The organism is Rhodopila sp. (genome assembly GCF_965277825.1).
GTDB lineage: Bacteria > Pseudomonadota > Alphaproteobacteria > Acetobacterales > Acetobacteraceae > Rhodopila.
Window position 1 is genome coordinate 3,359,246 of sequence record NZ_OZ255846.1, and the last position, 24,203, is coordinate 3,383,448.

At 68.1% G+C, this 24,203-nt stretch carries 24 protein-coding genes; 7 read left to right on the top strand and 17 right to left on the bottom strand.

The features are described from left to right. Positions 1-30 precede the first annotated feature (30 nt). Positions 31-597, bottom strand: coding sequence for a TetR/AcrR family transcriptional regulator (locus tag ACQY4T_RS16515; RefSeq protein WP_428532718.1), 567 nt, complete (start codon positions 595-597; stop codon positions 31-33). A gap of 262 nt (positions 598-859) precedes the next feature. Beyond that, the gene (locus ACQY4T_RS16520; RefSeq protein ID WP_428532721.1) at positions 860-1,165 is read right to left on the bottom strand and encodes an accessory factor UbiK family protein; all 306 of its coding nucleotides are present in this window, start codon (positions 1,163-1,165) and stop codon (positions 860-862) included. 76 nt (positions 1,166-1,241) lie between these two features. On the opposite strand from ACQY4T_RS16520, the gene rfaD reads away from it, so the two are divergent. From rfaD to ACQY4T_RS16535, 3 genes are all read left to right on the top strand, one after another. Beyond that, positions 1,242-2,222, top strand: a complete 981-nt coding sequence (gene rfaD / locus ACQY4T_RS16525) for an ADP-glyceromanno-heptose 6-epimerase (RefSeq protein ID WP_428532724.1) — start codon at positions 1,242-1,244, stop codon at positions 2,220-2,222. Then, a complete protein-coding gene (lgt, locus tag ACQY4T_RS16530) occupies positions 2,219-3,079 on the top strand; it encodes a prolipoprotein diacylglyceryl transferase (protein ID WP_428532727.1) in 861 nt (286 codons plus the stop codon). The genes rfaD and lgt overlap by 4 nt, the downstream gene beginning before the upstream one ends. 139 nt (positions 3,080-3,218) lie before the next feature. Continuing rightward, on the top strand, positions 3,219-3,599 hold the full coding sequence (locus ACQY4T_RS16535) for a VOC family protein (protein ID WP_428532730.1): 381 nt from the start codon (positions 3,219-3,221) through the stop codon (positions 3,597-3,599). Between the two features lie 161 nt (positions 3,600-3,760). Here ACQY4T_RS16535 and ACQY4T_RS16540 read toward each other — a convergent pair whose 3' ends face one another. Beyond that, positions 3,761-4,384, bottom strand: coding sequence for a peroxidase-related enzyme (locus ACQY4T_RS16540; RefSeq protein WP_428532733.1), 624 nt, complete (start codon positions 4,382-4,384; stop codon positions 3,761-3,763). A gap of 154 nt (positions 4,385-4,538) precedes the next feature. Further along, complete coding sequence (locus ACQY4T_RS16545; protein WP_428532736.1) at positions 4,539-5,231, bottom strand: SDR family NAD(P)-dependent oxidoreductase; 693 nt, start codon at positions 5,229-5,231, stop codon at positions 4,539-4,541. Positions 5,232-5,371: 140 nt separating this feature from the next. Between ACQY4T_RS16545 and ACQY4T_RS16550 the strand changes: the two genes are divergently transcribed. The 3 genes from ACQY4T_RS16550 (at position 5,372) to ACQY4T_RS16560 (ending at position 8,831) form a co-directional block, all read left to right on the top strand. After that, the gene (locus tag ACQY4T_RS16550) at positions 5,372-7,006 is read left to right on the top strand and encodes a long-chain-fatty-acid--CoA ligase (protein ID WP_428532739.1); all 1,635 of its coding nucleotides are present in this window, start codon (positions 5,372-5,374) and stop codon (positions 7,004-7,006) included. Positions 7,007-7,187: 181 nt separating this feature from the next. After that, positions 7,188-7,793 carry a thiamine phosphate synthase gene (locus tag ACQY4T_RS16555; RefSeq protein WP_428532742.1) on the top strand — a complete coding sequence of 202 codons (606 nt, stop codon included), beginning with the start codon at positions 7,188-7,190 and terminating at the stop codon, positions 7,791-7,793. A 459-nt stretch (positions 7,794-8,252) separates the two neighbouring features. Further along, positions 8,253-8,831, top strand: a complete 579-nt coding sequence (locus ACQY4T_RS16560; protein ID WP_428532745.1) for a DUF3576 domain-containing protein — start codon at positions 8,253-8,255, stop codon at positions 8,829-8,831. A gap of 175 nt (positions 8,832-9,006) precedes the next feature. Here ACQY4T_RS16560 and ACQY4T_RS16565 read toward each other — a convergent pair whose 3' ends face one another. From ACQY4T_RS16565 to ACQY4T_RS16625, 13 genes are all read right to left on the bottom strand, one after another. Beyond that, a complete protein-coding gene (locus tag ACQY4T_RS16565) occupies positions 9,007-9,384 on the bottom strand; it encodes a histidine triad nucleotide-binding protein (protein ID WP_428532748.1) in 378 nt (125 codons plus the stop codon). Between the two features lie 85 nt (positions 9,385-9,469). Beyond that, positions 9,470-9,958: a phosphoribosyl-ATP diphosphatase gene (locus ACQY4T_RS16570; RefSeq protein ID WP_428532751.1), complete on the bottom strand. Its 489-nt coding sequence runs from the start codon at positions 9,956-9,958 to the stop codon at positions 9,470-9,472. 2 nt (positions 9,959-9,960) lie between these two features. Then, positions 9,961-10,731 carry an imidazole glycerol phosphate synthase subunit HisF gene (gene hisF / locus ACQY4T_RS16575; protein WP_428532754.1) on the bottom strand — a complete coding sequence of 257 codons (771 nt, stop codon included), beginning with the start codon at positions 10,729-10,731 and terminating at the stop codon, positions 9,961-9,963. 104 nt (positions 10,732-10,835) lie between these two features. After that, positions 10,836-11,573 (bottom strand): 1-(5-phosphoribosyl)-5-[(5-phosphoribosylamino)methylideneamino]imidazole-4-carboxamide isomerase, encoded by a 738-nt coding sequence (hisA, locus tag ACQY4T_RS16580; RefSeq protein WP_428532757.1) that lies wholly within the window; start codon positions 11,571-11,573, stop codon positions 10,836-10,838. Positions 11,574-11,604: 31 nt separating this feature from the next. Then, positions 11,605-12,171: an N-acetyltransferase family protein gene (locus tag ACQY4T_RS16585; RefSeq protein ID WP_428532760.1), complete on the bottom strand. Its 567-nt coding sequence runs from the start codon at positions 12,169-12,171 to the stop codon at positions 11,605-11,607. 5 nt (positions 12,172-12,176) lie between these two features. Next, complete coding sequence (hisH, locus tag ACQY4T_RS16590) at positions 12,177-12,812, bottom strand: imidazole glycerol phosphate synthase subunit HisH (protein WP_428542935.1); 636 nt, start codon at positions 12,810-12,812, stop codon at positions 12,177-12,179. A 14-nt stretch (positions 12,813-12,826) separates the two neighbouring features. Beyond that, a complete protein-coding gene (locus tag ACQY4T_RS16595; protein WP_428532763.1) occupies positions 12,827-13,198 on the bottom strand; it encodes a DUF2628 domain-containing protein in 372 nt (123 codons plus the stop codon). Positions 13,199-13,628: 430 nt separating this feature from the next. Continuing rightward, the gene (hisB, locus tag ACQY4T_RS16600; protein ID WP_428532766.1) at positions 13,629-14,219 is read right to left on the bottom strand and encodes an imidazoleglycerol-phosphate dehydratase HisB; all 591 of its coding nucleotides are present in this window, start codon (positions 14,217-14,219) and stop codon (positions 13,629-13,631) included. A gap of 390 nt (positions 14,220-14,609) precedes the next feature. Continuing rightward, on the bottom strand, positions 14,610-15,125 hold the full coding sequence (gene lspA / locus ACQY4T_RS16605) for a signal peptidase II (protein WP_428532769.1): 516 nt from the start codon (positions 15,123-15,125) through the stop codon (positions 14,610-14,612). After that, on the bottom strand, positions 15,122-18,019 hold the full coding sequence (gene ileS / locus ACQY4T_RS16610) for an isoleucine--tRNA ligase (protein WP_428532772.1): 2,898 nt from the start codon (positions 18,017-18,019) through the stop codon (positions 15,122-15,124). The genes lspA and ileS overlap by 4 nt, the downstream gene beginning before the upstream one ends. A gap of 286 nt (positions 18,020-18,305) precedes the next feature. Continuing rightward, positions 18,306-19,598, bottom strand: a complete 1,293-nt coding sequence (locus tag ACQY4T_RS16615) for a homoserine dehydrogenase (RefSeq protein ID WP_428532775.1) — start codon at positions 19,596-19,598, stop codon at positions 18,306-18,308. After that, a complete protein-coding gene (locus ACQY4T_RS16620; protein WP_428532778.1) occupies positions 19,595-20,827 on the bottom strand; it encodes an LL-diaminopimelate aminotransferase in 1,233 nt (410 codons plus the stop codon). Before ACQY4T_RS16620 ends, ACQY4T_RS16615 begins: the two co-directional genes overlap by 4 nt. 89 nt (positions 20,828-20,916) lie before the next feature. Beyond that, positions 20,917-21,990: a hypothetical protein gene (locus ACQY4T_RS16625; protein WP_428532781.1), complete on the bottom strand. Its 1,074-nt coding sequence runs from the start codon at positions 21,988-21,990 to the stop codon at positions 20,917-20,919. Between the two features lie 391 nt (positions 21,991-22,381). Between ACQY4T_RS16625 and ACQY4T_RS16630 the strand changes: the two genes are divergently transcribed. After that, positions 22,382-24,142: a PHA/PHB synthase family protein gene (locus ACQY4T_RS16630; RefSeq protein ID WP_428542938.1), complete on the top strand. Its 1,761-nt coding sequence runs from the start codon at positions 22,382-22,384 to the stop codon at positions 24,140-24,142. Positions 24,143-24,203: the final 61 nt, after the last annotated feature.

A 24,203-nucleotide genomic window follows, 5' to 3' on the forward strand; every position in this document is an offset into this window, starting at 1 on the left:
TGGTGTTGGTGGCGTCGATGGATGGAGAGTTCAGCCAACCATCCGCCAAAGGGCATCGAATGTGGCCCGGCTGTGCTGGTCGGCGTTGGCTGGATCGCGGATCATGAAATCGACTGTCGCATCGGCCAGGGCGGTCATCAGGCCAACGACGAGGCCTAGGGGAGCCTCGCGCATCGGACCTTGTTCGCGGCTGCGTTGCAGCAGCCTGGCGACGCCCGACATTGCCTGGCTCGCAGCTTGCCGGCTTGCCGGCGTTATTTCATCCGACACGTCGAGGTGCGCGAGCGCTCGGCGCTTCTCGGGACAGGCTGTCGCCCAACGCAGCCAGTTGGACCACATGTGGAGCATCTGCTCGCGGGTGCCGCCTTCGGCCGGCAAGTCGTTCAAGGCCGCGGTGGCCATCTCCGCCTTGAGTTCCATGTAGAGTTGGTTGATCAAGTCGGACTTTGTCTCGAAGTAGGTGAATAGTGACCCGTTGGAGACGCCTGCCTGCTTGGCGATCGTCGCCGTTGCGGCGCTTAGTCCTTGTAAGGCGATGACGCGGACCGCTGCCGACGTGATTGCGGCCCGTTTGTCGTCGCTTCTCGGCCTGGCCATGCCTGCCCACTCACGTTTCCCTATTCAATATAAGAGAGTGACCAGACGGTCAACACCTGTAAGCGGTAAGACTGTAAAGCTTTGCTCGCTGACAACGCGGACCAGGTATCCCGAACTGGCTACGGACAAAGCTGCTCGGGCGGACGCGCGTCGCTACGGCTACGGGCCAGCACCAGGGAGGCACCGGGGCCACTGTAGCCGGCCGGGAGGAGAAGCCGGGTGCCCCCCGCACCAGGGGCGCTTCCGGGTAGGGGGCTTCGGGTTAGGGCGCTTCGGGGGCGTCGGGGTTTGGCGCTTCCAGGGCTGATACGCGGGCTTCGAGTGCGGCGAGTCGGGTTTCGAGGCCGCCGAGCTTGGTCTCGGCGGCCTCTTGGCCGGCGCGGGCGTTGGCGGAGATGTCCTGGATAGCCTGCAGTTCCTCGCGGCGGACCAGGTCTAGTCGCTGGATGAGGTCGTCGAGGCGGGCGCGCAGGGTTGCCTCGGCTTCCTCGCGCAGGCCGGCGATAGCCGAGATGGCGCCGCCGGCCACGCCGGCGAGGTCGTCGAAGAATTTGGGCCGGTCGCTCATGAGGATGTCTCCTGGTGTGGCGCGGGTTGATGAGGCTGCTTCCGTAGCCGGTGCGGGCGACGTATAGAGCGGGCCCATGATCCTGATAACTGGCGGCGCCGGATTCATCGGCTCCAACCTGCAGGCGGCGCTGGCCGGTCGCGGGCATGAAACCGTGGTGGCCGACTCGCTGGGCAGCGACGGCAAGTGGCGCAATCTGGCGCGCCACCCGCCGGCTCGGGTGGTGCATCCGGCCGAACTGGATCGGTTCCTGGACCAGCATCCGCCGATCGAGATGGTGTTTCACTTGGGCGCTGTCAGCGAGACGACGGCGGTGGATGGCGATCATACCTGGGCGACCAACGTGGAACTCAGCCGGCGGCTGTGGGACTGGTGCGCCGATCGCCGGGTGCGGATGGTGTATGCGTCGTCGGCGGCGACCTATGGCGATGGGGCGCAGGGGTTCGACGACGACGGGTCGGTGGCGGCGCTGCAACGGCTGCGGCCGCTGAACCTGTATGGCTGGACCAAGCACGCGTTTGACCTGCTGGTGGCGCGCACGTTGATCCCGCGGCGGGAGCATCCGCCGCAATGGGCGGGGCTGAAGTTCTTCAATGTCTATGGGCCGAACGAGTATCACAAGGGGCGGATGATCTCGGTGGTGAAGCTCAAGCACGACGAGGTGGCGGCGGGGCGCCCTGCCCGGCTGTTCAAGTCCGATCAGGCCGGGCTGGCCGACGGGCATCAGGCGCGCGACTTCATCTGGGTGGGCGACGTGGTCGATGTGATGTTGTGGCTGATGGCGACGCCGTCGGTCAGCGGGTTGTTCAACCTGGGCACCGGGCGGGCGCGGACCTATCTGGACCTGGCGCACGCGGTGTCGGACGCCGCGGGGCAGCCTCGCGCGGTCGAATTGATCGATATGCCGGACGGGCTGGTCGGGCAGTACCAGTCGTTTACCGAGGCGCCGATGGACCGGTTGCGGGCGGCGGGATATTCCGGCCAGTTCACCCCGCTGGAGGAAGGAGTCCGGCGCTACGTGCAGGATTATCTGGCCGGGGCCGATCGCTTCGTATGATCCCAGTCCTGCTGTTTCCTCAGTTCGACCCGGTCATCGTCCAGGTCGGACCGTTCGCCATCCGCTGGTATGCGCTGGCCTATATCACCAGCCTGGTGCTGGGCTGGCGGCTGGTGCGACGGTTCGCGCAACTGCCGCCGGTGGTGGCGACGCCGCTGCAGGTCGATGACTTCCTGACCTGGGCGACCCTGGGCGTGGTGCTGGGCGGCCGGCTGGGCTACGTGCTGTTCTACCAGCCGGAGCTGTATTTCGCTCATCCGGCGCTGATCCTGGCGGTGTGGGAAGGCGGCATGAGCTTCCACGGCGGCATGCTGGGGGTGGCGATCGCGATCATCATCTTCTGTCGACGCAACGGGATTGCTCTGCTGGGGTTTGCCGACCGGATCGCGGTGGTGGCGCCGATCGGGCTTGGGCTGGGACGGGTGGCGAATTTCATCAACGGCGAGTTGTGGGGGCGCCCGGCGCCGTCCTGGCTGCCGTGGGCGATGAAGTTCCCGCGCGCGCCCGACTGTCCGGCGTTCCCGACGATCTGCGTGGCGCGTCATCCGAGCCAGTTGTACGAGGCGCTGATGGAGGGGGTGCTGCTGGCGGTGGTGATGTTCGTGTTGTCGCGGCGGCAGGGATTGCGCGAACGGTTCGGTGCGCTGACCGGGATTTTCCTGGTCGGGTATGCGATCGCGCGGATCATCGGCGAGTATTTCCGCGAGCCGGATGCGTTTCTGGGGTTTTTGGCGTTCGGCACGACGATGGGGCAGATCCTGTCGGTGCCGATGGCGGTGGCGGGGATATGGCTGATCGTGCGGGCTCGGCCGGTGGGGCGGGTGCGGGAGCGGCCGGGGGAGCGGGTCGCGCGGTAGGCCAGCGGAAAGGTTCTAGCTCTTTGTTTTGTCACATGATTCACGCGCCTTGAAGGTTCCGCCCAGCGCGTTCATGCTCTAGGACCTTCATCGCGTGCTTGGTCAATGCGCGTAGATCCTGGCTGAGGAGAGGAAAAAAATGTTTAGCCATGTCATGATTGGGAGCAACGATATCGCTCGGTCGAAGCGATTCTACGATGCCGTGTTCGCCGCGGTTGGCGGCGGTGCGGGGTCGGAAGACGCGAGGGGCCGGTTGATCTATGAGCACAACGGCGGCCGCTTCATGGTGAGCAAGCCGATCGATGGCAAGGCAGCCTGTCATGCCAACGGTGGCACGATCGGGTTCCTGGTGAGCGGGCCGGAACAGGCGCAGGCTTGGCACCAGGCGGGAGCCGCACATGGAGGGGCCGATATCGAAGATCCTCCGGGCGTGCGCCAAGCTGCCGCCGGTGAGATGTATCTCGCTTACCTGCGAGATCCGGATGGCAACAAGCTGTGTGCGCTGCATCGCATGGGCTAGATCGCGCTGACAGGGTGACCGTAAACGGTCACCGCGCTCTAGCACTTTGTTTAAGCGAGCAACTTTATCAGCCTGCCGTTCCGGTCAGGCCGATGTCGCTCCTGACGCGGCCCAGGGCCGCCGCGTGCGGCGAACGCCGGCGGCGATAGGCACCGCAAGCGCTACCGGCCCATGGCATAAAACTCAGCGTTCGGCCGCATCGCGGTCACGTTGGCCATGCGGTTCGACAAGCCGAAGAACGACGCGATGGCGGCGATGTCCCAGGCATCCTCCTGGCTGAAGCCATGCTCGGCCAAGCTGGCAAAGTCCGGCTCCGCGATCTCGTGGGCCTGCAAGGATACCTTGACCGCGAAATCCAGCATCGCTTTCTGCCGAACCGTAATGTCGGCCTTTCGGTAGTTGATGGCGACCTGGTCGGCGAGCAGCGGATGCTTCGCCCGGATGCGCAGGATCGCGCCGTGCGCGATGACGCAATACTGGCACTGATTGACGCTGCTGGTCGCCACCACGATCATCTCGCGCTCGGCCTTGGTCAGGTTGCCGGGTTTCTCCATCAGCGCATCGTGGTAGGCGAAAAACGCCCGGAACTCGTCGGGCCGGTGCGCCAGCACCATGAACACGTTGGGCACGAAGCCGGCTTTCTGCTGCACCGCGACCACCCGTTCGGCGATGTCGGCAGGCAGATCGGCCAAGGCAGGCACGGGAAAGCGGCTGATCGGGGGGAGGTCGTGCGCGGGGGTCGTCGGAAGGACGTCGTGGGTCGGAAGGACGTCATCGGAGGGCATCGTCTCAAATCTCCTATTGGCATGGCAAGCTTGGCCCAGGAGCGCCGGTGGGAACACGTCCCGCAGCTTCGGCCCGGTCGGTGCTTGCCGGCGAGCGCCGGTCGGGCACCGCGCGAGCACAGGGTCCGCGGCAGGCCAGCAGCCGAACCGGAGGTCAGAACTTCTCCACCCATGGCCGCAGCTCGACCTCCCAGGTCCACGCGCTGCGCGGCTGGTTGGCGACCTGCCAGTAGGTCTCGGCGATCGCGTCGGGGTCCAGCATGCTGTCGGGATTGTCGTTAGGGGTCGCCCGGGTGGCGCTGCGGATGCCGCCGTCGATGACGAAATGCGCGACATGCACGCCCTTCGGCGACAGTTCACGCGCCATGCTGGAGGCCAGGCCGCGCAGCGCGAACTTGCCCATCGCGAACGCCGAACTGTTGGCGTAGCCCTTGACGCTGGCCGAGGCGCCGGTCAGCAGGATCACCCCGGAGCCGCGGGCAACCATGTGCCGGGCGGCCTGCTGCACCACCAGGAAACCGCCATAGCCGCTGACCGCGATGGCGCGCGCGACCTCGTTCGGGTCCAGTTCGGTGATCGGCCCCCTGGCCCGGGCGCTGGCGTTATAGACCACGATGTCGGGCACGCCCTGGGTGGCGATCACCACATCGAACAGCGCGGCGACCTCCTCCGGTTCGGTGGCCTCGCAGGCGAAGGTGGCGCCGGCGGTCTCCTGGGCAAGCTGGTGCAGCTTGTTGGGATCGCGGGCCGCCATCGCCACCTGCAGCCCATGCTTGGCGAACAGCCGAGCGAGCGAGGCGCTCAGGCCGGGGCCGACACCCACGATCAGCGCGGTTTTCAGTTCCATTTCAACGCCCTTTGATGATTGGCAGGTCAGCGCCCGTACTGTAGGACGGTTCGGGGGAACGCGGCCAGGGGACTTGCTTCGCGAGCATGGCCCTGGCCTGAAAGCACACAAACCCGGAGGTAACGGCGGTGCTCGGTTTGATGCAGACTCAGGAACTGATGATTTCCTCGATCCTGACCCATGCCGCGCGGCATCACGGGTCGGGCGAGGTGGTGTCGCGCACCGAGGAGAACACCACACACCGCTATACCTGGCGCGACGTCGAGTCGCGGTCGCGGCGTCTGGCGCGGGTGCTGCAAAAGCTCGGCGTGGCTGCCGGCGACCGCGTCGGCACGCTGGCCTGGAACGGCTATCGCCACCTGGAGGTGTACTACGCGGCGCCCGGCATGGGCGCGATCTGCCACACCATCAATCCGCGGCTGCATGCCGACGACATCGGCTACATCATCAATCACGCGCAAGACAAGGTGCTGTTCGTCGACAGCAGCTTCGCCGCCCTGGCCGGTGCCCTCGCGGCGCACATCTCGGGCAGCGTCAAGACGGTCGTCATGCTGACCGATGCCGCGCACATGCCGAACGTGACGCTGGCCGCGGGCATCACGCTGGCTTGCTACGACCAGTTGATGGACGAAGCGGACGACGATTATGCCTGGCCCAGCTTCGACGAGAACACCGCCAGCGCGCTGTGCTACACCTCGGGCACCACCGGGCGGCCCAAGGGCGTGCTGTACAGCCATCGCTCGACCTGGCTGCACGCCTACGCCACCGCGCTGCCGGACGTGCTCGCCATCAAGGCTACCAGTCGGGTGCTGCCGGTGGTGCCGATGTTCCATGTCAACGCCTGGGGCATGCCGTATGCAGCGGCGCTGACCGGGGCGTCCCTGGTGCTGCCGGGACGGCATCTCGACGGCGCCAGCATGGCCGGCCTGCTGAATTCCGAACGGGTCAGCTTCACCGCCGGCGTGCCCACGGTATGGCTGGGTCTGCTGCAGTATCTGCGCTCCAGCGGCGACCGGCTGGATACCGTGCAGCGCATCATGACCGGCGGGTCAGCGGCGCCGCCGCTGCTGATCGAGGCGTTCCGCGACGAGTACGGCGTGGCGGTCGAGCACGGCTGGGGCATGACCGAGATCAGCCCGGTGGGCAGCTACAACGCGCCGAAGCCGGCGCAGGGAGGGCTGACCGCGGACCAGGCGGCGGCGCACATGCTGAAACAAGGCCGCATCCTGCCCGGCATCGACATGAAGATCGTCGATGGTGACGGCAACCAGCTACCCTGGGACGGCACCGCGTTCGGCGACCTGAAGGTCAAGGGGCCGTGGATCGCCAGCGCCTATTACGGCGACGAACCCGGCAGCGCGCTGGATCCGGCCGGCTGGTTCGCCACCGGCGACGTCGCCACCATCGATCCCGATGGCTTCATGCAGATCACCGACCGCTCGAAGGACGTGATCAAGTCCGGCGGCGAGTGGATCAGCTCGATCACGCTGGAAAACATCGCGCTGTCCCACCCCGACGTGGCCGAGGCGGCGGTGATCGCCGCGCTGCATCCGAAATGGGACGAGCGGCCGCTGCTGCTGGTGGTGCCGACGCCGGGCAAGACGGTCGATCCGGCCTCGGTGCTGGCGCTATATCGGGACAAGGTCGCCAAATGGTGGCTGCCGGATGAGGTCCTGGTGGTGGCGGAACTGCCGCACACCGCGACCGGCAAGTTGCTGAAGACCGAGCTACGCACCCGCTTCCGTGAGCACTATGTGTGCGCGGCGAAGGCGTAGTATCGCGCAGCAGCGAAGCGCGCTACGTCGCCCTTTGTTTGAGTATCCGGTACCCGCGGCCCGATCGCGGACGCTTCGCGTCTCGGGCTTTTCTGCGATCGGATACCAGGAGCATTATCGCGCTGGGCCTAGCCTTGACTAACCCGCCGGCCGGATCGCGCCGCGGCCAAGGGAGCGGCGGATGGACCTGAAGCTGCTGGCCTGGGGGCTGCGCCGGCGCACCGGGGGGCTGCCCCGGTTGTGGCTGTTCACCGACCGGCGCCGGTTGGCCGATCCCAGGGCCTCGGTGGCCGCGCTGCCGCGCGGGCGCGCGGGCGTCGTGCTGCGGCACGATGATGACCCGGCGCGGGCCCGGCTCGGCGTGGATCTGGCGCGGATCTGCCGGGCGCGCCGGCTGGTCCTGGTGGTGGCCGGGGACGTCCGGCTGGCCGCCGCGCTGGGCGCCGGCATGCACCTGCGCGGCGGACGTTGGCCCGGCGTGATCCGCCGTGCCGGCGTGCTGACCAGTTCCGCCCATTCAGCCGAGGACCTGCGACGCGCGCGAGCCGTCGGTGCCGATCTGGTGTTCCTGTCACCGGCGTTCGCTACCGCGAGCCATCCCGGAGCCCGCGGCCTCGGTCCGCTGCGTTGGGCCGCGCTGGTTCGGAGGATGCGGCATGGCGCGGGCCGCGCTACCGCCGTGCCGGTGATTGCCGCGCTGGGCGGGGTGGACGGGCGCTCGATCCAGCGGCTGTCGTCGCGACTGGTCCATGCCGCCGGGGCGATCGCCGCGCTAAGCCAGTGCTGACGCCGCCGGTCCAGCCGCATCGGCAAGCTGGCCGGGGATTGCCGCGCGGCGGTGACCTGACCGCCGCCGCAACACAAGACGACGGTTCAAGTGTCGCTTCGAACGATCCCCGCAGGCCGTCCGGACTGCACCGTGGAATAACGCCGGCGCGACTGGCGTACTGTTGCGTGTAAAGGCCCAGTATTTCGGAAATACCGTGCAATATGTCCAAATCGGGTTGCGGGATCGTGACCCCGGAGCATTCGGCGGCCTGGCGATTGCCCAGAAGGTCGCCGACCCGAATCCAGGGCCATTTGTTGGCACAGCAGCAACGCGGCGGAGCATCATCGCGCCGCAGTTGTGTCGACGGCGCAATTTTATCGCTGACGTGTCCATAAGAATCGCGATTGCTGAGCGCTCGTCGCAGCGGTAAACACGGCTGTACTCCACCGAACCGGCAACATGAGGCATGCCAACGCAATGCGACCGACATGGGTTCCTGCCCGGGTCTATCCCGCGGCTCTGATCGCGGTGCTCGCGCTCGCGGCTTGTTCGGCCAACGACGTGAAGCCGAACACCACGCCACCGGACTTCATGGGCCTGGGCAGCGGGTCGGCTGGCGACGTGTCGGTCAACCGGCTGGGCGGCAACGACAGCGGCACGATATTCGGCATCGGCAATGGCGGCCCGAACGACAGGAACCGCGCCGGAGTCGGCGGCGGCGCCGGTACCGGCATCGGTGTCAATGCGTTCCTGTGGCGCGGCGCTTTGGATACCATCGCGTTCATGCCGCTGGCCTCGGCCGACCCGTTCGGCGGCGTGATCATCACCGACTGGTATACCCCGCCCGGCACCAACGGTGAGCGCTTCAAGGCGACGATCTATATCCTGAGCCGCGATCTGCGCAGCGACGGTCTGCGGGTCAATATCTACCGCCAAATACTGCAGAACGGCCAGTGGATGGATGCAACGGTGTCCGACTCCACGGTCGGCGATATCGAGAACAAGGTGCTGGCACGGGCGCGCCACATGCGGGAGCAATTGCAGGCCAGCAGCTAGGGTCCCGAGTCTGAAGTTCGCCATACCGGCGAACATCAGCGTCGCGACACTAGCGCTTTATTTTCAATGGCCTGCTGATCCCAGAGTTCGCCGAGTAATGCGGCGAACTTCTGCGGCAGGACATCAGTGTCCCGAGTCTGAAGTTCGCCATACCGGCGAACATCAGCCTTGCGACCTATCCCGGAATCATCCGCCCCAGCGGTCTCCCGGCGAACAGGTGGACATGGAAGTGCGCTACCTCCTGGCCGGAATGCTCGCCGGTGTTGGCCAGCAGCCGGTAGCCGGGTTCCTCGAGGCCAAGATCCTTGGCGATCTTGCCGACAGCGCGGATGAAGCCGGCGATCTCAGCCTCGGTGGCGGTGGCGCTGAAGTCGGCGAACGAGCAATAGCCGCCCTTCGGGATTACCAGGACATGCGTCGGTGCCTGCGGGTTGATGTCATGGAAGGCGAAGGCGAAGTCGTCCTGGTAGATTGTCCTGGCCGGGATTTCGCCGCGCAGGATCCGAGCGAAAATGTTCTGGCTGTCGTAGGGCGGCAGTCCGCTGACCGGCATCGAATTATCCTCCTGGGGCGGTGTCGGCGGATTTTTACGCCGCCGGCCGGCGCCGGGCCAGGGGGCAGACCCGAGCGGCGGCGGTTCAGGGAATCTTCGACGTTCCAAGCCTTTTGCGCACCGGGATCGGCCTGGTCCTGGCGGCTTTTTCAGTGATGCCGCTGATGCCCTCGCGGCGGATCAGTTCGGCCCAGACGTCGGACGGGCTGACGCCGGACGAAACCCACAGCACCAGCAGGTGATACAGCACGTCGGCACTCTCACCGATCAGCGCATCGCGGTTGCCGGCAACCGCCTCGATCAGGCACTCGACCGCTTCCTCGCCGAATTTCTGCGCCACCTTGGCCGGCCCGCGGGACAGCAGCCGCGCCGAGTGGCTGACCGTCGGATCGGCGTCGCGACGGCTCTCGACGACGCGGAACAGACGGTCGAGCACGACGGCATCGGCCTCGGCGTCGGCGGACGCCTCGGCGCCGTTGCCGCGCGACTTCTTCGTCTTGGAGCGCTTGGCGGACGGTTTCCTTGTCGCCTCAAGCGGGCCGGCGGCGGCCTTCTTCTTGGTCGATTTCGCCATGCTCAGGCGACCTGGCGCGGCAGCCGCACCGGCAAACCCGCATCGGCCAGCGCCCGTTTCACCTCAGCAATGCTGAACCGGCCGAAGTGGAACACACTGGCCGCCAGCAGCCCGGTGGCCCCTGCCCCGGCGCCGGCGACGAAATCGCCCAGCGCGCCGACCCCACCGGAGGCGACCACCGGCACCCGCACCGCGCCACACGCGGCGCGCAGCAGATCCAGGTCGAAGCCCCGGCCGGTGCCGTCGCGGTCCATGCTGGTCAGCAAGATCTCACCCGCGCCGAGTGCGGCGACCTGGCGGCACCAGCCGATCGCATCGATGCCGGTCGGATGGCGGCCGCCATGGGTGAACACCTGCCATTGGCCCAGCCCCGTCTGCTTGGCATCGACCGCGACCACGACGCACTGGCTGCCGAATTTCGTCGCCGCCTCACGCACCAGGTCGGGCCGCGCCACCGCGGCGGAGTTGATGCTGCACTTGTCGCTACCGGCCAGCAGCAGCCGGCGCATGTCCTCGGTCGAGCGGATGCCGCCGCCGACCGTCAGCGGCAGGAACACCCGGGCGGCGGTGCGCGAAACCACATCGAGGATGGTGTCACGGTTCTCGTGGCTGGCGGTGATGTCGAGGAAGGTGAGTTCGTCGGCGCCGGCGGCGTCATAGACGGCGGCCTGCTCCACCGGGTCTCCGGCATCGCGCAGGGCAACGAAGTTGACGCCTTTGACGACACGGCCGTCCTTCACGTCCAGGCAGGGGATGACGCGGAGTTTGAGCATGGGGGGTGGTTTAGAAAGCGCGCCGCCGCGTGATGCAAGAACTAAACGCCAACCGAGGCCAGGACGGCGCGCCAGAGCGGACCAGGGGCCGATTTATCCGGATCTCAGGTGGCCAGGAGCGACAGCGCCTCGGCGGCATCGACTCGGCCATCGTACAGGGCGCGCCCGACGATGACGCCCTCGATTCGGGTGCCTCTTGCGGCCTGCTTCAGCGCTGCCAGGTCGGCCAGCGAGCCGACCCCGCCCGAGGCGATGACCGGCGTCGTCAGCCGCTCCGCCAGCGCCACGGTCTGTTCCAGGTTGATCCCGCTCAGCATGCCGTCGCGGCTGATATCGGTGAAGATAATGGCCGACACGCCGGCATCCTCGAACCGCAGGCCGAGGTCGAGCGCCGCCATCGCCGAGGTTTCGGCCCAGCCTTCGGTGGCGACCAATCCGTCGCGCGCGTCGATGCCGACGGCGATGCGGCCGGGAAAGCCGCGACAGGCCTGCGACACAAGGGGTGGGTTCTTGGCCGCGGCGCTGCCCAGGATCACCCGCTGCACGCCGCCTTCGACCCAGACGGCGATGCCGTCCAGGTCGCGGATGCCGCCGCCCAGTTGCACCGGGATCGTCACACTGGCCAGGATCGAGCGCACCGCCTGGGCGTTGACCGGCTTGCCGGCGAAGGCGCCGTTCAGATCGACGACATGCAGCCAGCGGCAGCCGGCAAGCTGCCAGACCCGGGCCTGCGCGCTGGGGTGTTCGGCGTAGATCGTCGCCTGGTCCATGTCGCCGCGGCGCAGCCGGACGCAACGCCCATCCTTCAGGTCGAGCGCCGGATACAGCGTCAGGCCGGTCATGCCAGCGCTCCTGGCCGGGCTTGGCGGGACATCATTGCCCGCCGCTCTTCGGCGGCCGCAGCCGTTTGTAGAAAAAGAAGCCCTGCACCGACTTGCCGCGCACCAGCGCGTATTCCGGATGCTCACCCCAGCGGATGTAGCCGTACGATTCGTACATCCGGATGGCGACGGTCTGGGTGTCGCGGACGTCGAGGTTCAGGATATGGTAGCCGAGCTCGCGGGCGCAGTCTTCCACCGCCTCGGTCAACATGCGGGCCAGGCCGTGGCCGCGGGCATAGGGCGCGATGTAGGAGTGCATCAGGCTGGCGGCGAACGCCTGCGCCTCGTTGTTGCGCGGCGGGCGCACCAGGATGGCCGACCCGACGATGTCGCCGTTCAGCCGGGCCACGAACAGGTCGCGTTCGGGGACCAGAAGCAGGCCGCGGAAATAGGTCTCCAGTTGACGCCGCCCGGGCGGGGTGACCCAGCCGAAGCCGCCGCCGTCGATGATCGCGGCATCGGTCGCCTCGCACAGGGCATTGAGGTCCTGGTCGGTGAAGCGCTTCAGCCGCTCTACCAGCAGTTCGGGTTCGCGGCTGCGCGAGGATGTGCCGGACATGCTGCTCAGGGCGCCCAGCCGAGGAAATTGGCCAGCAGCCGGATGCCGACCTGCTGGCTTTTCTCGACGTGGAACTGGGTTCCGGCCCGGTTGCCGGCGACGACGATGGCCGGAATGGCGCCCCCATAGTCGGTGGTGGCGATGGTTTCGCCGGGCGCGCCATGCACCAGGGCATAGCTGTGGACGAAATAGACGTGGTCGCCCGGCTGCAGACCATCCAGCAGGCGGTGGCCGCCTGGGGCGAAGTCCAGCGCGTTCCAGCCCATCTGCGGCAGCCGCAGCCCGACCGCCGCCATTTCGGCCACATCACCCGTGATCCAGCCGAAGCCGGGGGTGACACAGTGCTCCAGGCCGCGCTGCGCCATCAGTTGCATGCCGACGCAAATACCCAGGAACGGCGTGCCGGCGGCGGTGGCGGTTTCGATCGCCTGGCGCATGCCGGGAACCGCGGCAAGTCCGGCGGCGCAGTCGGCGAACGCGCCCTGGCCGGGCAGCACGATGCGATCGGCCGCCGCCACAATGTCGGGATCGGCGGTGACCGCGACGCTGGCCTCGATCCCGGCGCGCTGCGCCGCCAGGGCAAGCGCGCGCGAGGCGGAGGTCAGGTTGCCGCTGCCGTAATCCACCACCGCGACCCGCATGACGTCCGGCTTGGTCATACCGGGTCCGGGCGGAACCGGGCGCCGAGGTCGGGGCGCTGCCGCAGCAGGCGCATGAACGCGTCGTCGCGATTGCCGGCGGCGAGCACGTGCAGCAGCAGATAGCCGCGGTTCTGCAAGGCCCAGCGGCGCAGGTCGTTGCCGGTCAGCCCGAGCAGCAGCATCAGCCCGGCCGACAGGATGGTGGACGCCGGGCGCGGCACCCACACGGCGATCAGGACATAGCCGGCCAGGGTGATCGCCGCGGCGATCCAGGTTCGGTGGGCGGCCAGCCAGAGCGGGCCGAACAGCAGCGCGCCCCACGAGAAGCCCTCTTTCACCAGGACCGGTTCGGCGTCGGATTTCAGCAGGGCGGTATAGGTTTTCATGACGAGACTGCGGCCGCATTCATAGCGGCACCGGGGACGAGCTTCCAGCAACTTCGGGGGTGACGGCGGGGTAATCGCATTTGGATTTTCTGTCGGCTGGATTTTCTGTTGGCGCGATTCGCGGGGTTTGGTGTGGCTAAGAGAAGCGGTTGGAACCGCAGATGCACGCCGATGCGCGCCGATAGGGGTTATGCTGGAAACTGGGCGCAAAGACCGCCTTTTCCGCATCCGTGGTCCCAGCATCGTGGGTTTGAGCCAATGCAATTGCGCTGGGGCAACGGCTCGATCCGGTGCACGGCGAGCACCTTGGTTCAGTTTTATCGTCGACGCACGGTCACCGCGCCCGTCGGGTCCAAGCCCATGGCGGGCCCTCGGTCCGGGGCCACAGCGACCCCTTGGTCGGCTCCTACAGCGACCCCTTGGTCGGCTCCTACAGCGACCCCTTGGTCGACGGAATCGCGTCGGTGGCGCGCGGGTCGGGTTCGGTGGCGGCGCGCAGCGCCCGCGCGGTCGCCTTGAAGCAGGCCTCGGCGACGTGGTGCGCGTTGTGTCCGGCACGGCGGGTAATGTGCAGCGTGATCAGCGCGTTGAATGCCAAAGCGCGGAAGAATTCCTCGAACAGTTCGGTGTCCATCTGGCCGATCTTCGGGCGGTCGAAGGCGACGTTCCAGGCCAGGAACGGGCGGCCGGAGATGTCCACCGCGGCCTCGGCCAGGGTTTCGTCCATCGGCACCAGCGCATGCCCGAAGCGCCGGATGCCGCGCTTGTCGCCAAGCGCGCGGGCGAGCGCCGCACCCAGCACGATGCCGACGTCCTCGGTGGTATGGTGGAAGTCGATGTGCAGGTCGCCGGCGGCGCGGACGCTGAGGTCGAACAGGCCGTGGCGGGCCAGCGCAGTCAGCATGTGGTCGAGAAAGCCGATGCCGGTGGCGATGTCGGCAAGCCCGGTTCCGTCCAGATTGACGGTGACGGAGATCTGGGTTTCCGAGGTGTTGCGTTCGATCGTCGCGATACGGGCCATGACGGCGCTTCCACTACCGCGTCCGGCGCGCCCGGTCCAGCGGATGATGGCGCGGCGCCGTCCGCTCAGCGACCGCCCGCTCTTTTGCCGGCGTCTGCGACCGCCCGCGCCTTGCCGGCGACAGTGAGCGCCCGCGCCTTGCCGGCGACAGCGGCCGCCCGGGCCCTGCCGGCGACAGTGACTGCCCGCGCCTTGCCGGCGTCAGCGACCGCCCGCGCCCTGCCGGCGACAGCGGCCGTCCGCGCCTTGCCGGCGACCAACCCCCGCGCCTTGCCGGCGACCAAGCCGCGCGGCTCGCCGGAGACAGCCAGCCCCTCGCGGGCAATAGCCCGGCCCCTTCGCGGCGACCGCCCGCGCATTACCGGCGAAAACCGCCGCGCCATGAAGCTTTCAGGTCGGCACCCGATCCTGCCGCTGACGGCGCCTGGACAGTTGCGTATCCAGGATCAGCGCTGCCACCCCGCAGACAATGGCGGCATCGGCCAAGTTGAACACATACCAGGAAAAGTCGCCCCAGCGCGTGTCGATATGGGCGTGGATGAAGTCCACCACCCAGCCGAAGCGGAGCCGATCGATGACGTTGCCGATGGCGCCGCCGGCGATCGCCCCGATCGCCACCGCGACCAACCCGGTCTCCGCCCGGCGCAGCCAGAACCCGAGCGCGATGACCACGGCCAGGGCAATCACCGCCAGGATGTAATGACCCCAGGCGCCAAGACCATTGAGCAGCCCGAAGGTGACCCCGCTGTTCTGCACCATGGTCAGGTTCAGCACCGGCAACAGCACGATCTGGCGCAACTCCGGCAGGTGCAGCCGGTTCACCACCCACCATTTGCTGAGCTGGTCGGCTGCAAGCACCAGCAACGCGGCGAACAACCCCAACGGCATCAGGTTGCGGCGGATCATGCCGCCGGCTTGCGGACCAGGCCCGAGTCCACCGCGTCGGTGCAGCGCAGGCACAGCGACGGGTGGGCGGCGCTGGACCCCACTTCCGGCAGCACTCTCCAGCAGCGGGCGCATTTGTCGCCGCAGGCGGGCGTGACCCTCGCTGGGGGTTCGGCCGTGTCCGACACGAGCGTTACGGAGGAGACGATCGCGATCTCGGCCCATGCGGCGGCATCCAGTAAATCTTTGTGGTCCACGTTCAACGGCAGCTCGACCGCGGCCTGCAGCGAGGAGCCCAGCGTGCCGGCCTGGCGCGCCGCCTCGATCGGGCCGGTGATGCGGCGGCGGATGGCGCGGATGGTGTCCCATTTGGCCGCCAGCGCGGCATCGTGCCAGGCCGCCGCCGGGGTCTGGAACTGTTCCAGGTGAACGCTGGCGGAGTCACCAAAACGGGCGCGCTCGTCGTCCCCGGCGCGTGCGCACCCGTCGTCCCCGGCGCGGGCACGCCCGTCGTCCCCGGCGCGGGCGCACCAGGCCTCCTCGGCCGTAAAGCACAGCACCGGGGCGAGCCAGGTGCACAAATAGCGGTGCAACTGGTCCAGCACGCAGCGCGCGGCACGCCGGCGCGCACTGTCGGGAGGGTCGCAGTACAGCGCATCCTTGCGGATGTCGAAGTAGAACGCCGACAGATCCAGCGAGCAGAAATTGTGCAGCTCGGGATACACCCCGGTCCAGTCATAGGATTCGACGGCGGCGCGGAACTTGGCGTCGATCTCGGTCAGCCGGTGCAGCACCCAGCGTTCCAGTTCCGGCATCTCGGCGACCGGCACCCGTTCGGCCTCTGTGAACCCGTCCAGGCTGCCCAGCACGAAACGCAGCGTGTTGCGCAGGCGGCGATACAGCTCGGCCTGTTGCTTCAGGATCTCGGGGCCGATGCGCAGGTCCTCGGTGGTGTCGGACGACATCACCCACAGCCTGAGGATGTCGGCGCCGTACTTGTCGGCGACCTGCTCTGGGGCCGTGGTGTTGCCCAACGACTTGGACATCTTGCGGCCCTTCTCGTCCATCACGAAGCCGTCCGTCAGCACGGCTTTGAAGGGCGCCCGGCCGCGGGTTCCGACGGCTTCCAGCAACGAGGACTGAAACCAGCCGCGATGCTGGTCGGAGCCTTCCAGATACAGATCGGCGGGCCACGGCAGGCCGCGCTTTTCCAGCACGAAGGCGTGGGTGGAGCCGGACTCGAACCAGACATCGACGATGTCCATCACCTGCTCGAAATCGTCCGGATCGTGGTCGGGACCAAGGAAGCGGGACGGCGGGGAGGCGTACCAGGCGTCGGCGCCCTCGGCTTCGAAGGCGGCGATGATGCGGGCGACGACCGCCGGATCGCGCAACGGCTGGCCGGAGCGTTTCTCCACGAATACGGTGATCGGCACGCCCCAGGCGCGCTGGCGGCTGATGCACCAGTCGGGGCGCGCGGCGATCATCGAGCCGATGCGGTTGCGGCCCTGGTCGGGCACGAATTGGGTGGTGGCGAGGGCAGCCAGCGCGGTCTCCCGGATGCGGTGCGGCCCGTCCATCGGGATGAACCACTGCGGCGTGGCGCGGAAGATCAGCGGCGCCCGGGAGCGCCAGGAATGCGGGTAGGAATGGGTGATCGAGCCGCGCGCCAGCAGGGTGCCGGCCTGGGTCAGCGCGGCGCAGACCGGGTCGGCCGCCTTGTAGACGTGCACGCCGGCGAACAGCGGAACCCACGCGTTGAAGCTACCGTCGTCGCCCACGGTTTCCGGGACGTCGAGCCCATTCGTTCGGCCCAGGCTGAAATCGTCCTCGCCGTGGCCGGGCGCGATGTGGACGAAGCCGGTGCCGGCCTCGGTGGTGACGAAGTCGGCCAGCAGCAAAGGCGTGTCCTGGTCGTAGCCGCCATCCGCCAGGGGGGCGCCGCGCAGCGGATGAGCCATGACGGTGCCGGCCAGATCGGCGCCCTTGACCACGGCCAGCACGTGATGCGCACTGATCCCGCTGTCGCGCAACACGGCGGGCAGCAGGGCTTCGGCGATCACCAGTTTTTCGCCGTTCCGAGCGAGCGATGTTTCCGCGACGGCATCGACCGCGATGACGGCGTAGTCGAAGTCGGCGCCGGCGGCGACCGCCCGGTTGCCGGGAATGGTCCAGGGCGTGGTGGTCCAGATCGCCACCGCGGCGCCGTCTAGCGCCGGCACCGACGCCCGCACGACGGGGAAGCGGACCCAGATCGTGGTCGAGGTGTGGTCGTGGTATTCGATCTCGGCCTCGGCCAACGCGGTCTTTTCCACCGGCGACCACATCACCGGGCGCAGCCCGCGATACAGCGCGCCGTTCAGTAGGAACTTGCAGATTTCCGCGGCGATGGCGGCTTCCGAATCATGGTCCATGGTGGCGTAGCGTTCGCGCCAAGCGCCCTCGACGCCGAGGCGGCGGAATTCGGCGGCCTGCACTTCCATCCAGTCGGCGGCGTAGGCGCGGCATTGGGCGCGGAAATCCAGGATCGGGACGGCGTCCTTGTCGTTTTTCTTGGCGCGGTAGGCTTCCTCGATCTTCCACTCGATCGGCAGGCCGTGGCAGTCCCAGCCGGGAATGTAGTTGGCGTCGTAGCCGGCCATCTGGCGGGTGCGGTTGATGACGTCCTTGTGGATCTTGTTCAGCGCGGTGCCGATATGGATGTTGCCGTTCGCATAGGGCGGCCCGTCGTGCAGGATGAACAACGGCCGCCCGGCGGAGGCGGTGCGCAGCTTGGCCCACAGGTCCATCCGGTCCCATTTGGCCAGGATCAGCGGCTCTTTCTTCGGCAGGTCGCCGCGCATCGGGAAGTTGGTCCGCGGCAGGAACACGGTGTCGTGGTAGTCGCGCTGAGAGTCGGTAACGGCGTCGTTCATGTCGGGTCCGTGAAGCAAGGGGCGGAGCAGCAAGGGGCGGGCATCCGGGACTGGCCGGCGGCTACTGGGGGTAGTCAGGTGCGCCAGCCTATAGCACCGATGCGGCTGCCGCGACCATGCTGAACGCGGAAAGGTGAGATTGGCGCGACGTCTGCCTTCTCCGGCCGACGCATGGGCACCCATCGGGTTCAACCCGGTTACATCGGCTGCGCTGACAGGGTCGTCGCTCCGTGCCGCGATGCAGCATGTGTCGAGCCGGCGATCGGGACGATACCCGGCCGCCGCGCTACCCCAACTCGATCCGGATCAGCGTCGGCTGCTGCATCACCGTCGGCAGCGCGGCGATCCGGTCCAGCGCGTCACGCATCGCGCTTTCCCTGGTCTCGTGCGTCACCAGCACCACCGGCACCGCCTCACCGGGGCTGCGGCCGCGCTGCAGCATGGATTCCAGCGACACCCCCATGTCGCGCAGGATCGCCGTCACATCGGCGATCACCCCCGGCCGGTCCACCACCATCAGCCGCAGGTAATACGCCCCGACATGGCTGCTGATCGGCAGCGACGGCGCGTCCGACAGCGCCGACCCGGACGCCCCCCACACCGGAGTCAGCCGGTTGCGCGCGATGTCGATCAGGTCGGCCACCACAGCGGACGCGGTCGGCCCGGCCCCTGCCCCGCGCCCTTCCAGCATCACCCGGCCGACGAAATCGCCCTCCGCCACCACCGCGTTGAACACCCCATCCACCCGAGCGATCGGCGCGGTTCCGGGCACCATGCACGGATGCACCCGGGTCTCGATCCCGGCCTCGGTGTGCCTGGCGATGCCCAGCAGCTTGATGCGATAGCCAAGCTCCGCGGCGAACGCGATATCGACCGCCGAGATCCGCCTTATGCCCTCGACATGCACCGCCTCGAACGCCACCGGCCGGCCGAACGCCAGCGCCGCCAGGATCGCCAGCTTGTGCGCGGCGTCGATGCCGTCGATGTCGAAGCTTGGATCGGCCTCGGCGTAGCCCAGCTTCTGCGCGTCCGCCAGCACCTCGGCGAACTCCCGCCCGCGTTCGCGCATCTGCGTCAGGATATAGTTGCAGGTGCCGTTCAGGATGCCGGCAACCGAACTGATGCGGTTGCCCGACAGGCCCTCGCGCAGCGCCTTGATCACCGGGATCCCGCCGGCCACCGCCGCCTCGAACCCCAGCGCCACCCCCGCCTGCTCGGCGAGCCGGCCCAGCGCCGCGCCGTGCACCGCGAGCAGTGCCTTGTTCGCCGTCACCAGCGGCTTGGCTGCCCGCAACGCCGCCTCCGCCACCGCCAGCGCCGGCCCGGCAGACCCGCCGATCAGTTCCACCACCACATCGACGCCGGGATCCGCCGCCAGCGTCACCGGGTCGTCGTACCAATGCAGCCCGGACAGCGCAAACCCGCGATCCTTGGTTCGGTCTTTGGCCGACACCGACGTCACCGCGATCGGCCGCCCGGCCCTGGCGGTGACGATATCGGCATTGTCGCGCAGCATCTTCAGCACGCCGCCGCCGACCGTTCCCAGCCCGGCCAGCGCCACCGACAGCGGATGGGTCATCTTGCGCCGGCCTCCGACAGCAGCGGTTCGGCGAGGTTCGACCCGGCCTGCAGGAAGCCGCGGATGTTGCGAGCCGCCTGCCGCAGCCGGTGCGTGTTCTCCACCAGCGCGATCCGCACATAGCCCTCGCCGTGCTCGCCGAAGCCCAGGCCCGGCGCCACCGCTACCTTGGCCCGCTGCAGCAGCAGCTTGGAGAACTCGACGCTGCCCAATGAGGCGTATTTCGGCGGCAGCGGGGCCCAGGCGAACATCGAGCCCTGCGGCACCGGCATGTCCCAGCCGGCCGAGGCCAGACCCTTGATCAGCACGTCCCGGCGCTCCCGGTACAGCCCGCGCATCTGCTCGACGCAGGCCTGCGGACCGGTCAGCGCGGTCGCCGCCGCGACCTGGATCGGGGTGAACGCGCCATAGTCCAGATACGACTTCATCCGGGTCAGCGCATTGATCAGCCGGGGATTACCGGCGGCGAACCCCATCCGCCAGCCCGGCATGGAGTAGGTCTTCGACAGGCTGGTGAACTCCACCGCGATGTCCTTCGCGCCGGCCACCTGCAGGATCGACGGCGGCTTCTGGTCGCCGAAATAGACCTCGGCGTAGGCCAGGTCCGACATCACCCAGATCTCGTGCCGCCGAGCGAACGCGACGATCTCCTGGTAGAACTCGAGGCTCGCCAGGTAGGCCGTCGGATTGGACGGAAAGTTGACGATCAACGCGGTCGGCTTCGGCACCGAGTGCCGCACCGCGCGATCCAGCGCCCGCAGCATTTCCTCATCCGGACGCGCCGGAATGCTGCGCACCGCGGCGCCGGCGATGATGAAGCCGAACTGATGGATCGGATACGACGGGTTCGGCACCAGGATGGTGTCGCCGGGACTGGTGATCGCCGAGGCCAGGTTGGCCAGCCCTTCCTTCGACCCCAGTGTCGCCACCACCTCGGTCTCCGGGTCCAGCCCGACATCGAACCGGCGCTGATAATACGTCGCCAACGCCCGCCGCAGCCCGGGGATTCCCTTGCTGACAGAGTAACGGTGCGACCGCGGGTCCTGCACCGTCTCGACCAGCTTGGCGACGATGTGCGGCGGCGTCGGGCTGTCGGGGTTGCCCATGCCGAGGTCGATGATGTCCTCCCCGGCGCCGCGCGCCTTGGCCTTGGCGGTGTTGACCTCGGCGAACACGTAGGGCGGCAGGCGGCGGATGCGATGAAACTCGCCGGACGGATCGCTGCTCATGACGGGTCGCTGCTCATGACGGGTCGCTGCTCATGACGGGCCTTTCGAAGTGCGGCGGAAACCGCCGGAATGGATCGCGTGCGCAGCGGTTACTGTATCACCCGGAGTGAGGCGCCGCGACCCGAAGCTTCGGCGCTGACCCGGATCGCGTTGCCGGGAACGCCGGCGGATTTCAGCGCCTCGACGATCGACTGTGCCCGCGACAGCCCGAGATCGAGCGCCGCCGATTGCGCGTCGGGATCGCTGGACGCCGAATCGCCGTAGCCGACCACCGAAATGGTGCCGTTGCCGCGCTTGCCGGCGAACGCCTTGACCTCATCGCTGGCCGGCGGCGACAGGCTCGACGCGCGCTCCAGGAAGACGATCCGAGCCGATGGGCCAGCACCGGACGGCGGCGGCATCGGCGGTGGCGCCAGCACGGCCACGGGCGGTTCGCCGGCGGCGGCCGGGCGCGGCGGCGGACCGGCCGGCAACGCCGGCGACACACCCGCGACGGTCGTCCCGGGCGGGCTGCTGGGCGCGGTCCCGGGCGCAACGTCCGACCCCGGCGCAACCGGCGGGTTCGCAGCCGCCGCCGCGGCGGCCGGCGCGCCGGATGTGTCAGCCGCCGGTGCCTCCAGCGGCGCGCTCTGCACCGGCCTGCGCGGCGCCGGCAATGGTGCCGATGCCCCCGAGGATGCCCCCGAGTGCGCCCTTGGGGGCGCGGTGACCGCCGGCATCGAGGCACTCGCCACCGGCGTCCCCGCTGGCGTGCCCCCTGTCGTGCCTGCTGGCGGCCCCGCCGAACCGGAAGACCCGGCCGAGGCTGTGGCGCCGGCCAGCGGCGGTGGCGGGGCGGTGCCGACCCCGAACAGGGTCGGCGAAGCGCTGGGTGAGGACGGATCGGCCAGCGGCGCCGACTCCGCGGCGTGCTGCGCATTGGTGCGATCGGCGATCAATGAATTGGTCAGTTGGTCCAGCGCCTTCTGGTCCACCGGCGCCGGCTTCGCCGGCACCGTGGCCAGGTTGGGATAGGCCTGGTCCGCCCCCGGCGGCGCCGGACGCGCTTTGGCGATCTTGCCGCCTTCTTCGCGATGCCACCAGTTGATCGGATTCATCGACGACGACGACGAACAGCCGCTCAGCGCCCCGCCGGTCAGCGCCCAGGCCGCCAATATCAGCATGGCAGCGCCCCGCGAGGCGCCTTGCCTCGGCTGTTTCACCCAACTAGCTTGCGCGCCTGTTTCGCTGACCACCATATGCCGGTTCCGCTCCCCCTGCCGGCGGCCTGTGTAGCCGCTGGTGGAGCCGACGCAAAGGATGTCTCCAATGGCGCCGAACGATAAGAACGCGGGAACGTCTCCCGCCCGCTCCCACTCCGCCACGTCCCCGACTGGTGCCGCCTCCACTGATACCGCCTCCACTGGCGCCTCCACCAAGGGCCTCTCCGCCAAGGGCGCGTCCGCCAACGCCGCCGCGGCCGCCGCGTCGACCACGCCGCTTGGCGCGGGGACGCCGACCGCGGCCGCGCCAGCCGCCGCGGTTCCGGCGGCGCTGCAAGCGAGCGGCTTCAAGATGCCCGACCCGTCCGTGGTCAGCCGTTCCATGGCCGACGTCGCCGAACGCTCGCAGCGGCTGGTCGGCGAATGGCTAAAGCGCCAGGCGCGGCAGGACCACAGCGCCGATCCGCTCAACATCGGCCGCGCCTTCCTCGAAATGACCGCTCGCCTGATGGCCAATCCGGCCCGCCTGATGCAGGCCCAGATGGGGTTCTGGCAGGATTACGTCACGCTGTGGCAGAACACCACGCGCCGCATCATGGGCATCGAGGCCGCGCCGGTGATCGACCCGGGCGCCGGCGACCGACGCTTCCGCGACGACGCCTGGAAAGAAAACGAGGTCTTCGACTTCATCAAGCAGTCCTACCTGCTGTCCGCCCGCTTCGTGCAGGACGTCGTCACCCAGGTCGACGGCCTGAACCCGAAGACCGCGCAGAAGGTGGATTTCTACGCCCGCCAGTTCATCGACGCGATGAGCCCGTCGAACTTCCTGCTGACCAACCCCGAGGTGCTGCGCCGGACCGCCGAGACCGGCGGTGAGAACCTGCTGAAAGGCCTGAATAACCTGCTGGGCGACCTGGAGCGCGGCAAGGGCAAGCTCAGCATCAAGATGACCGACACCGAGGCCTTCAAGGTGGGCGACAATATCGGCGTCTCGCCGGGCAAAGTGATCTACCAGAACGAGCTGATGCAGTTGATCCAGTATGCCCCGTCCACCGACAAGGTGTTGAAGCGTCCGCTGCTGATCGCGCCGCCCTGGATCAACAAGTTCTACATCCTGGACCTGCGGCCGCGGAACAGCTTCGTGCGCTGGGCGGTGGCGCAGGGCCATAGCGTGTTCATGATCTCCTGGGTCAACCCCGACGAGAAGCTGGCGGAGAAAGGTTTCGAAGACTACATGAAGCAGGGCTACCTGGCCGCGCTCGACGCCATCGAGGCGGCCACCGGCGAACGCGAGGTCAACGCCATCGGCTATTGCCTGGGCGGCACGCTGCTGGCTTCCACCCTAGCCTACATGGCCGACAAGGGCGACGACCGGATCAAGACCGCCACCTTCTTCGTCACCATGATGGACTTCCAGGAGGCCGGCGAGCTTGGCGTGTTCATCGACGAGGAACAGCTTCAGGCGCTGGAAGACAAGATGAACAAGCGCGGCTATCTCGAGGGCAGCGAGATGGCGACCACCTTCAACATGCTGCGGGCCAACGACCTGATCTGGTCGTTTGTGGTAAATAACTATCTGATGGGCAACGATCCGTTCCCGTTCGACCTGCTGTACTGGAACGCCGATTCCACTCGCATGCCGGCGCGCATGCACAGCTTCTACCTGCGCCGGATGTATCAGGAAAACCTGCTGGCCAGGCCCGACGGCATCGAACTGGACGGCGTGCCGATCGGCCTCGGCAAGGTCAAGCAGCCGGCGTATTTCCTGTCGACGCGGGAGGATCACATCGCGCCGTGGAGATCGACCTATCGCGGCACTCAGTTGCTGGGTGGCAGCAAGCGCTTCGTGCTGGCCGCGTCGGGCCACATCGCCGGCGTGGTCAACCCGCCCGAGGGCGGCAAGTACGGCCACTGGATCAGCCAGGACTTGCCAGCGGAACCCGAGGCCTGGCTGCACGGTGCTACCGAGATGGCCGGGTCCTGGTGGCCCGATTGGCAGCGCTGGATCCTGGGCTTCGGCAAGGCGCAAGTCGCCGCTCGGCAGCCCGGCGACGGCAAGCTGAAGCCGATCGAGGACGCGCCCGGAAGCTATGTGCTGGTCAAGGTTTCCTGACCGCGCCGCGCAACGTCCCTCGGGAGTAATGCGGGTCGCCGGCGCCGATCAGCTTGGGCGG

What these genes read in the sequence shown, in the direction of transcription:
- ACQY4T_RS16560 (WP_428532745.1), top strand. Translation starts at nt 8,253, where the DNA reads ATGCGACCGACATGGGTTCCTGCCCGGGTCTATCCCGCGGCTCTGATC.
- lspA (WP_428532769.1), bottom strand. Translation starts at nt 15,125, where the DNA reads ATGATCCGCCGCAACCTGATGCCGTTGGGGTTGTTCGCCGCGTTGCTG.
- ileS (WP_428532772.1), bottom strand. Translation starts at nt 18,019, where the DNA reads ATGAACGACGCCGTTACCGACTCTCAGCGCGACTACCACGACACCGTG.
- ACQY4T_RS16625 (WP_428532781.1), bottom strand. Translation starts at nt 21,990, where the DNA reads ATGCTGATATTGGCGGCCTGGGCGCTGACCGGCGGGGCGCTGAGCGGC.
- ACQY4T_RS16555 (WP_428532742.1), top strand. Translation starts at nt 7,188, where the DNA reads ATGGACCTGAAGCTGCTGGCCTGGGGGCTGCGCCGGCGCACCGGGGGG.
- ACQY4T_RS16545 (WP_428532736.1), bottom strand. Translation starts at nt 5,231, where the DNA reads ATGGAACTGAAAACCGCGCTGATCGTGGGTGTCGGCCCCGGCCTGAGC.
- ACQY4T_RS16535 (WP_428532730.1), top strand. Translation starts at nt 3,219, where the DNA reads ATGTTTAGCCATGTCATGATTGGGAGCAACGATATCGCTCGGTCGAAG.
- ACQY4T_RS16620 (WP_428532778.1), bottom strand. Translation starts at nt 20,827, where the DNA reads ATGAGCAGCGATCCGTCCGGCGAGTTTCATCGCATCCGCCGCCTGCCG.
- ACQY4T_RS16520 (WP_428532721.1), bottom strand. Translation starts at nt 1,165, where the DNA reads ATGAGCGACCGGCCCAAATTCTTCGACGACCTCGCCGGCGTGGCCGGC.
- ACQY4T_RS16630 (WP_428542938.1), top strand. Translation starts at nt 22,382, where the DNA reads ATGCCCGACCCGTCCGTGGTCAGCCGTTCCATGGCCGACGTCGCCGAA.
- ACQY4T_RS16595 (WP_428532763.1), bottom strand. Translation starts at nt 13,198, where the DNA reads ATGAAAACCTATACCGCCCTGCTGAAATCCGACGCCGAACCGGTCCTG.
- ACQY4T_RS16585 (WP_428532760.1), bottom strand. Translation starts at nt 12,171, where the DNA reads ATGTCCGGCACATCCTCGCGCAGCCGCGAACCCGAACTGCTGGTAGAG.
- ACQY4T_RS16565 (WP_428532748.1), bottom strand. Translation starts at nt 9,384, where the DNA reads ATGCCGGTCAGCGGACTGCCGCCCTACGACAGCCAGAACATTTTCGCT.
- ACQY4T_RS16570 (WP_428532751.1), bottom strand. Translation starts at nt 9,958, where the DNA reads ATGGCGAAATCGACCAAGAAGAAGGCCGCCGCCGGCCCGCTTGAGGCG.
- rfaD (WP_428532724.1), top strand. Translation starts at nt 1,242, where the DNA reads ATGATCCTGATAACTGGCGGCGCCGGATTCATCGGCTCCAACCTGCAG.
- hisF (WP_428532754.1), bottom strand. Translation starts at nt 10,731, where the DNA reads ATGCTCAAACTCCGCGTCATCCCCTGCCTGGACGTGAAGGACGGCCGT.
- hisA (WP_428532757.1), bottom strand. Translation starts at nt 11,573, where the DNA reads ATGACCGGCCTGACGCTGTATCCGGCGCTCGACCTGAAGGATGGGCGT.
- ACQY4T_RS16550 (WP_428532739.1), top strand. Translation starts at nt 5,372, where the DNA reads ATGCAGACTCAGGAACTGATGATTTCCTCGATCCTGACCCATGCCGCG.
- lgt (WP_428532727.1), top strand. Translation starts at nt 2,219, where the DNA reads ATGATCCCAGTCCTGCTGTTTCCTCAGTTCGACCCGGTCATCGTCCAG.
- hisB (WP_428532766.1), bottom strand. Translation starts at nt 14,219, where the DNA reads ATGGCCCGTATCGCGACGATCGAACGCAACACCTCGGAAACCCAGATC.
- ACQY4T_RS16515 (WP_428532718.1), bottom strand. Translation starts at nt 597, where the DNA reads ATGGCCAGGCCGAGAAGCGACGACAAACGGGCCGCAATCACGTCGGCA.
- hisH (WP_428542935.1), bottom strand. Translation starts at nt 12,812, where the DNA reads ATGCGGGTCGCGGTGGTGGATTACGGCAGCGGCAACCTGACCTCCGCC.
- ACQY4T_RS16540 (WP_428532733.1), bottom strand. Translation starts at nt 4,384, where the DNA reads ATGCCCTCCGATGACGTCCTTCCGACCCACGACGTCCTTCCGACGACC.
- ACQY4T_RS16615 (WP_428532775.1), bottom strand. Translation starts at nt 19,598, where the DNA reads ATGACCCATCCGCTGTCGGTGGCGCTGGCCGGGCTGGGAACGGTCGGC.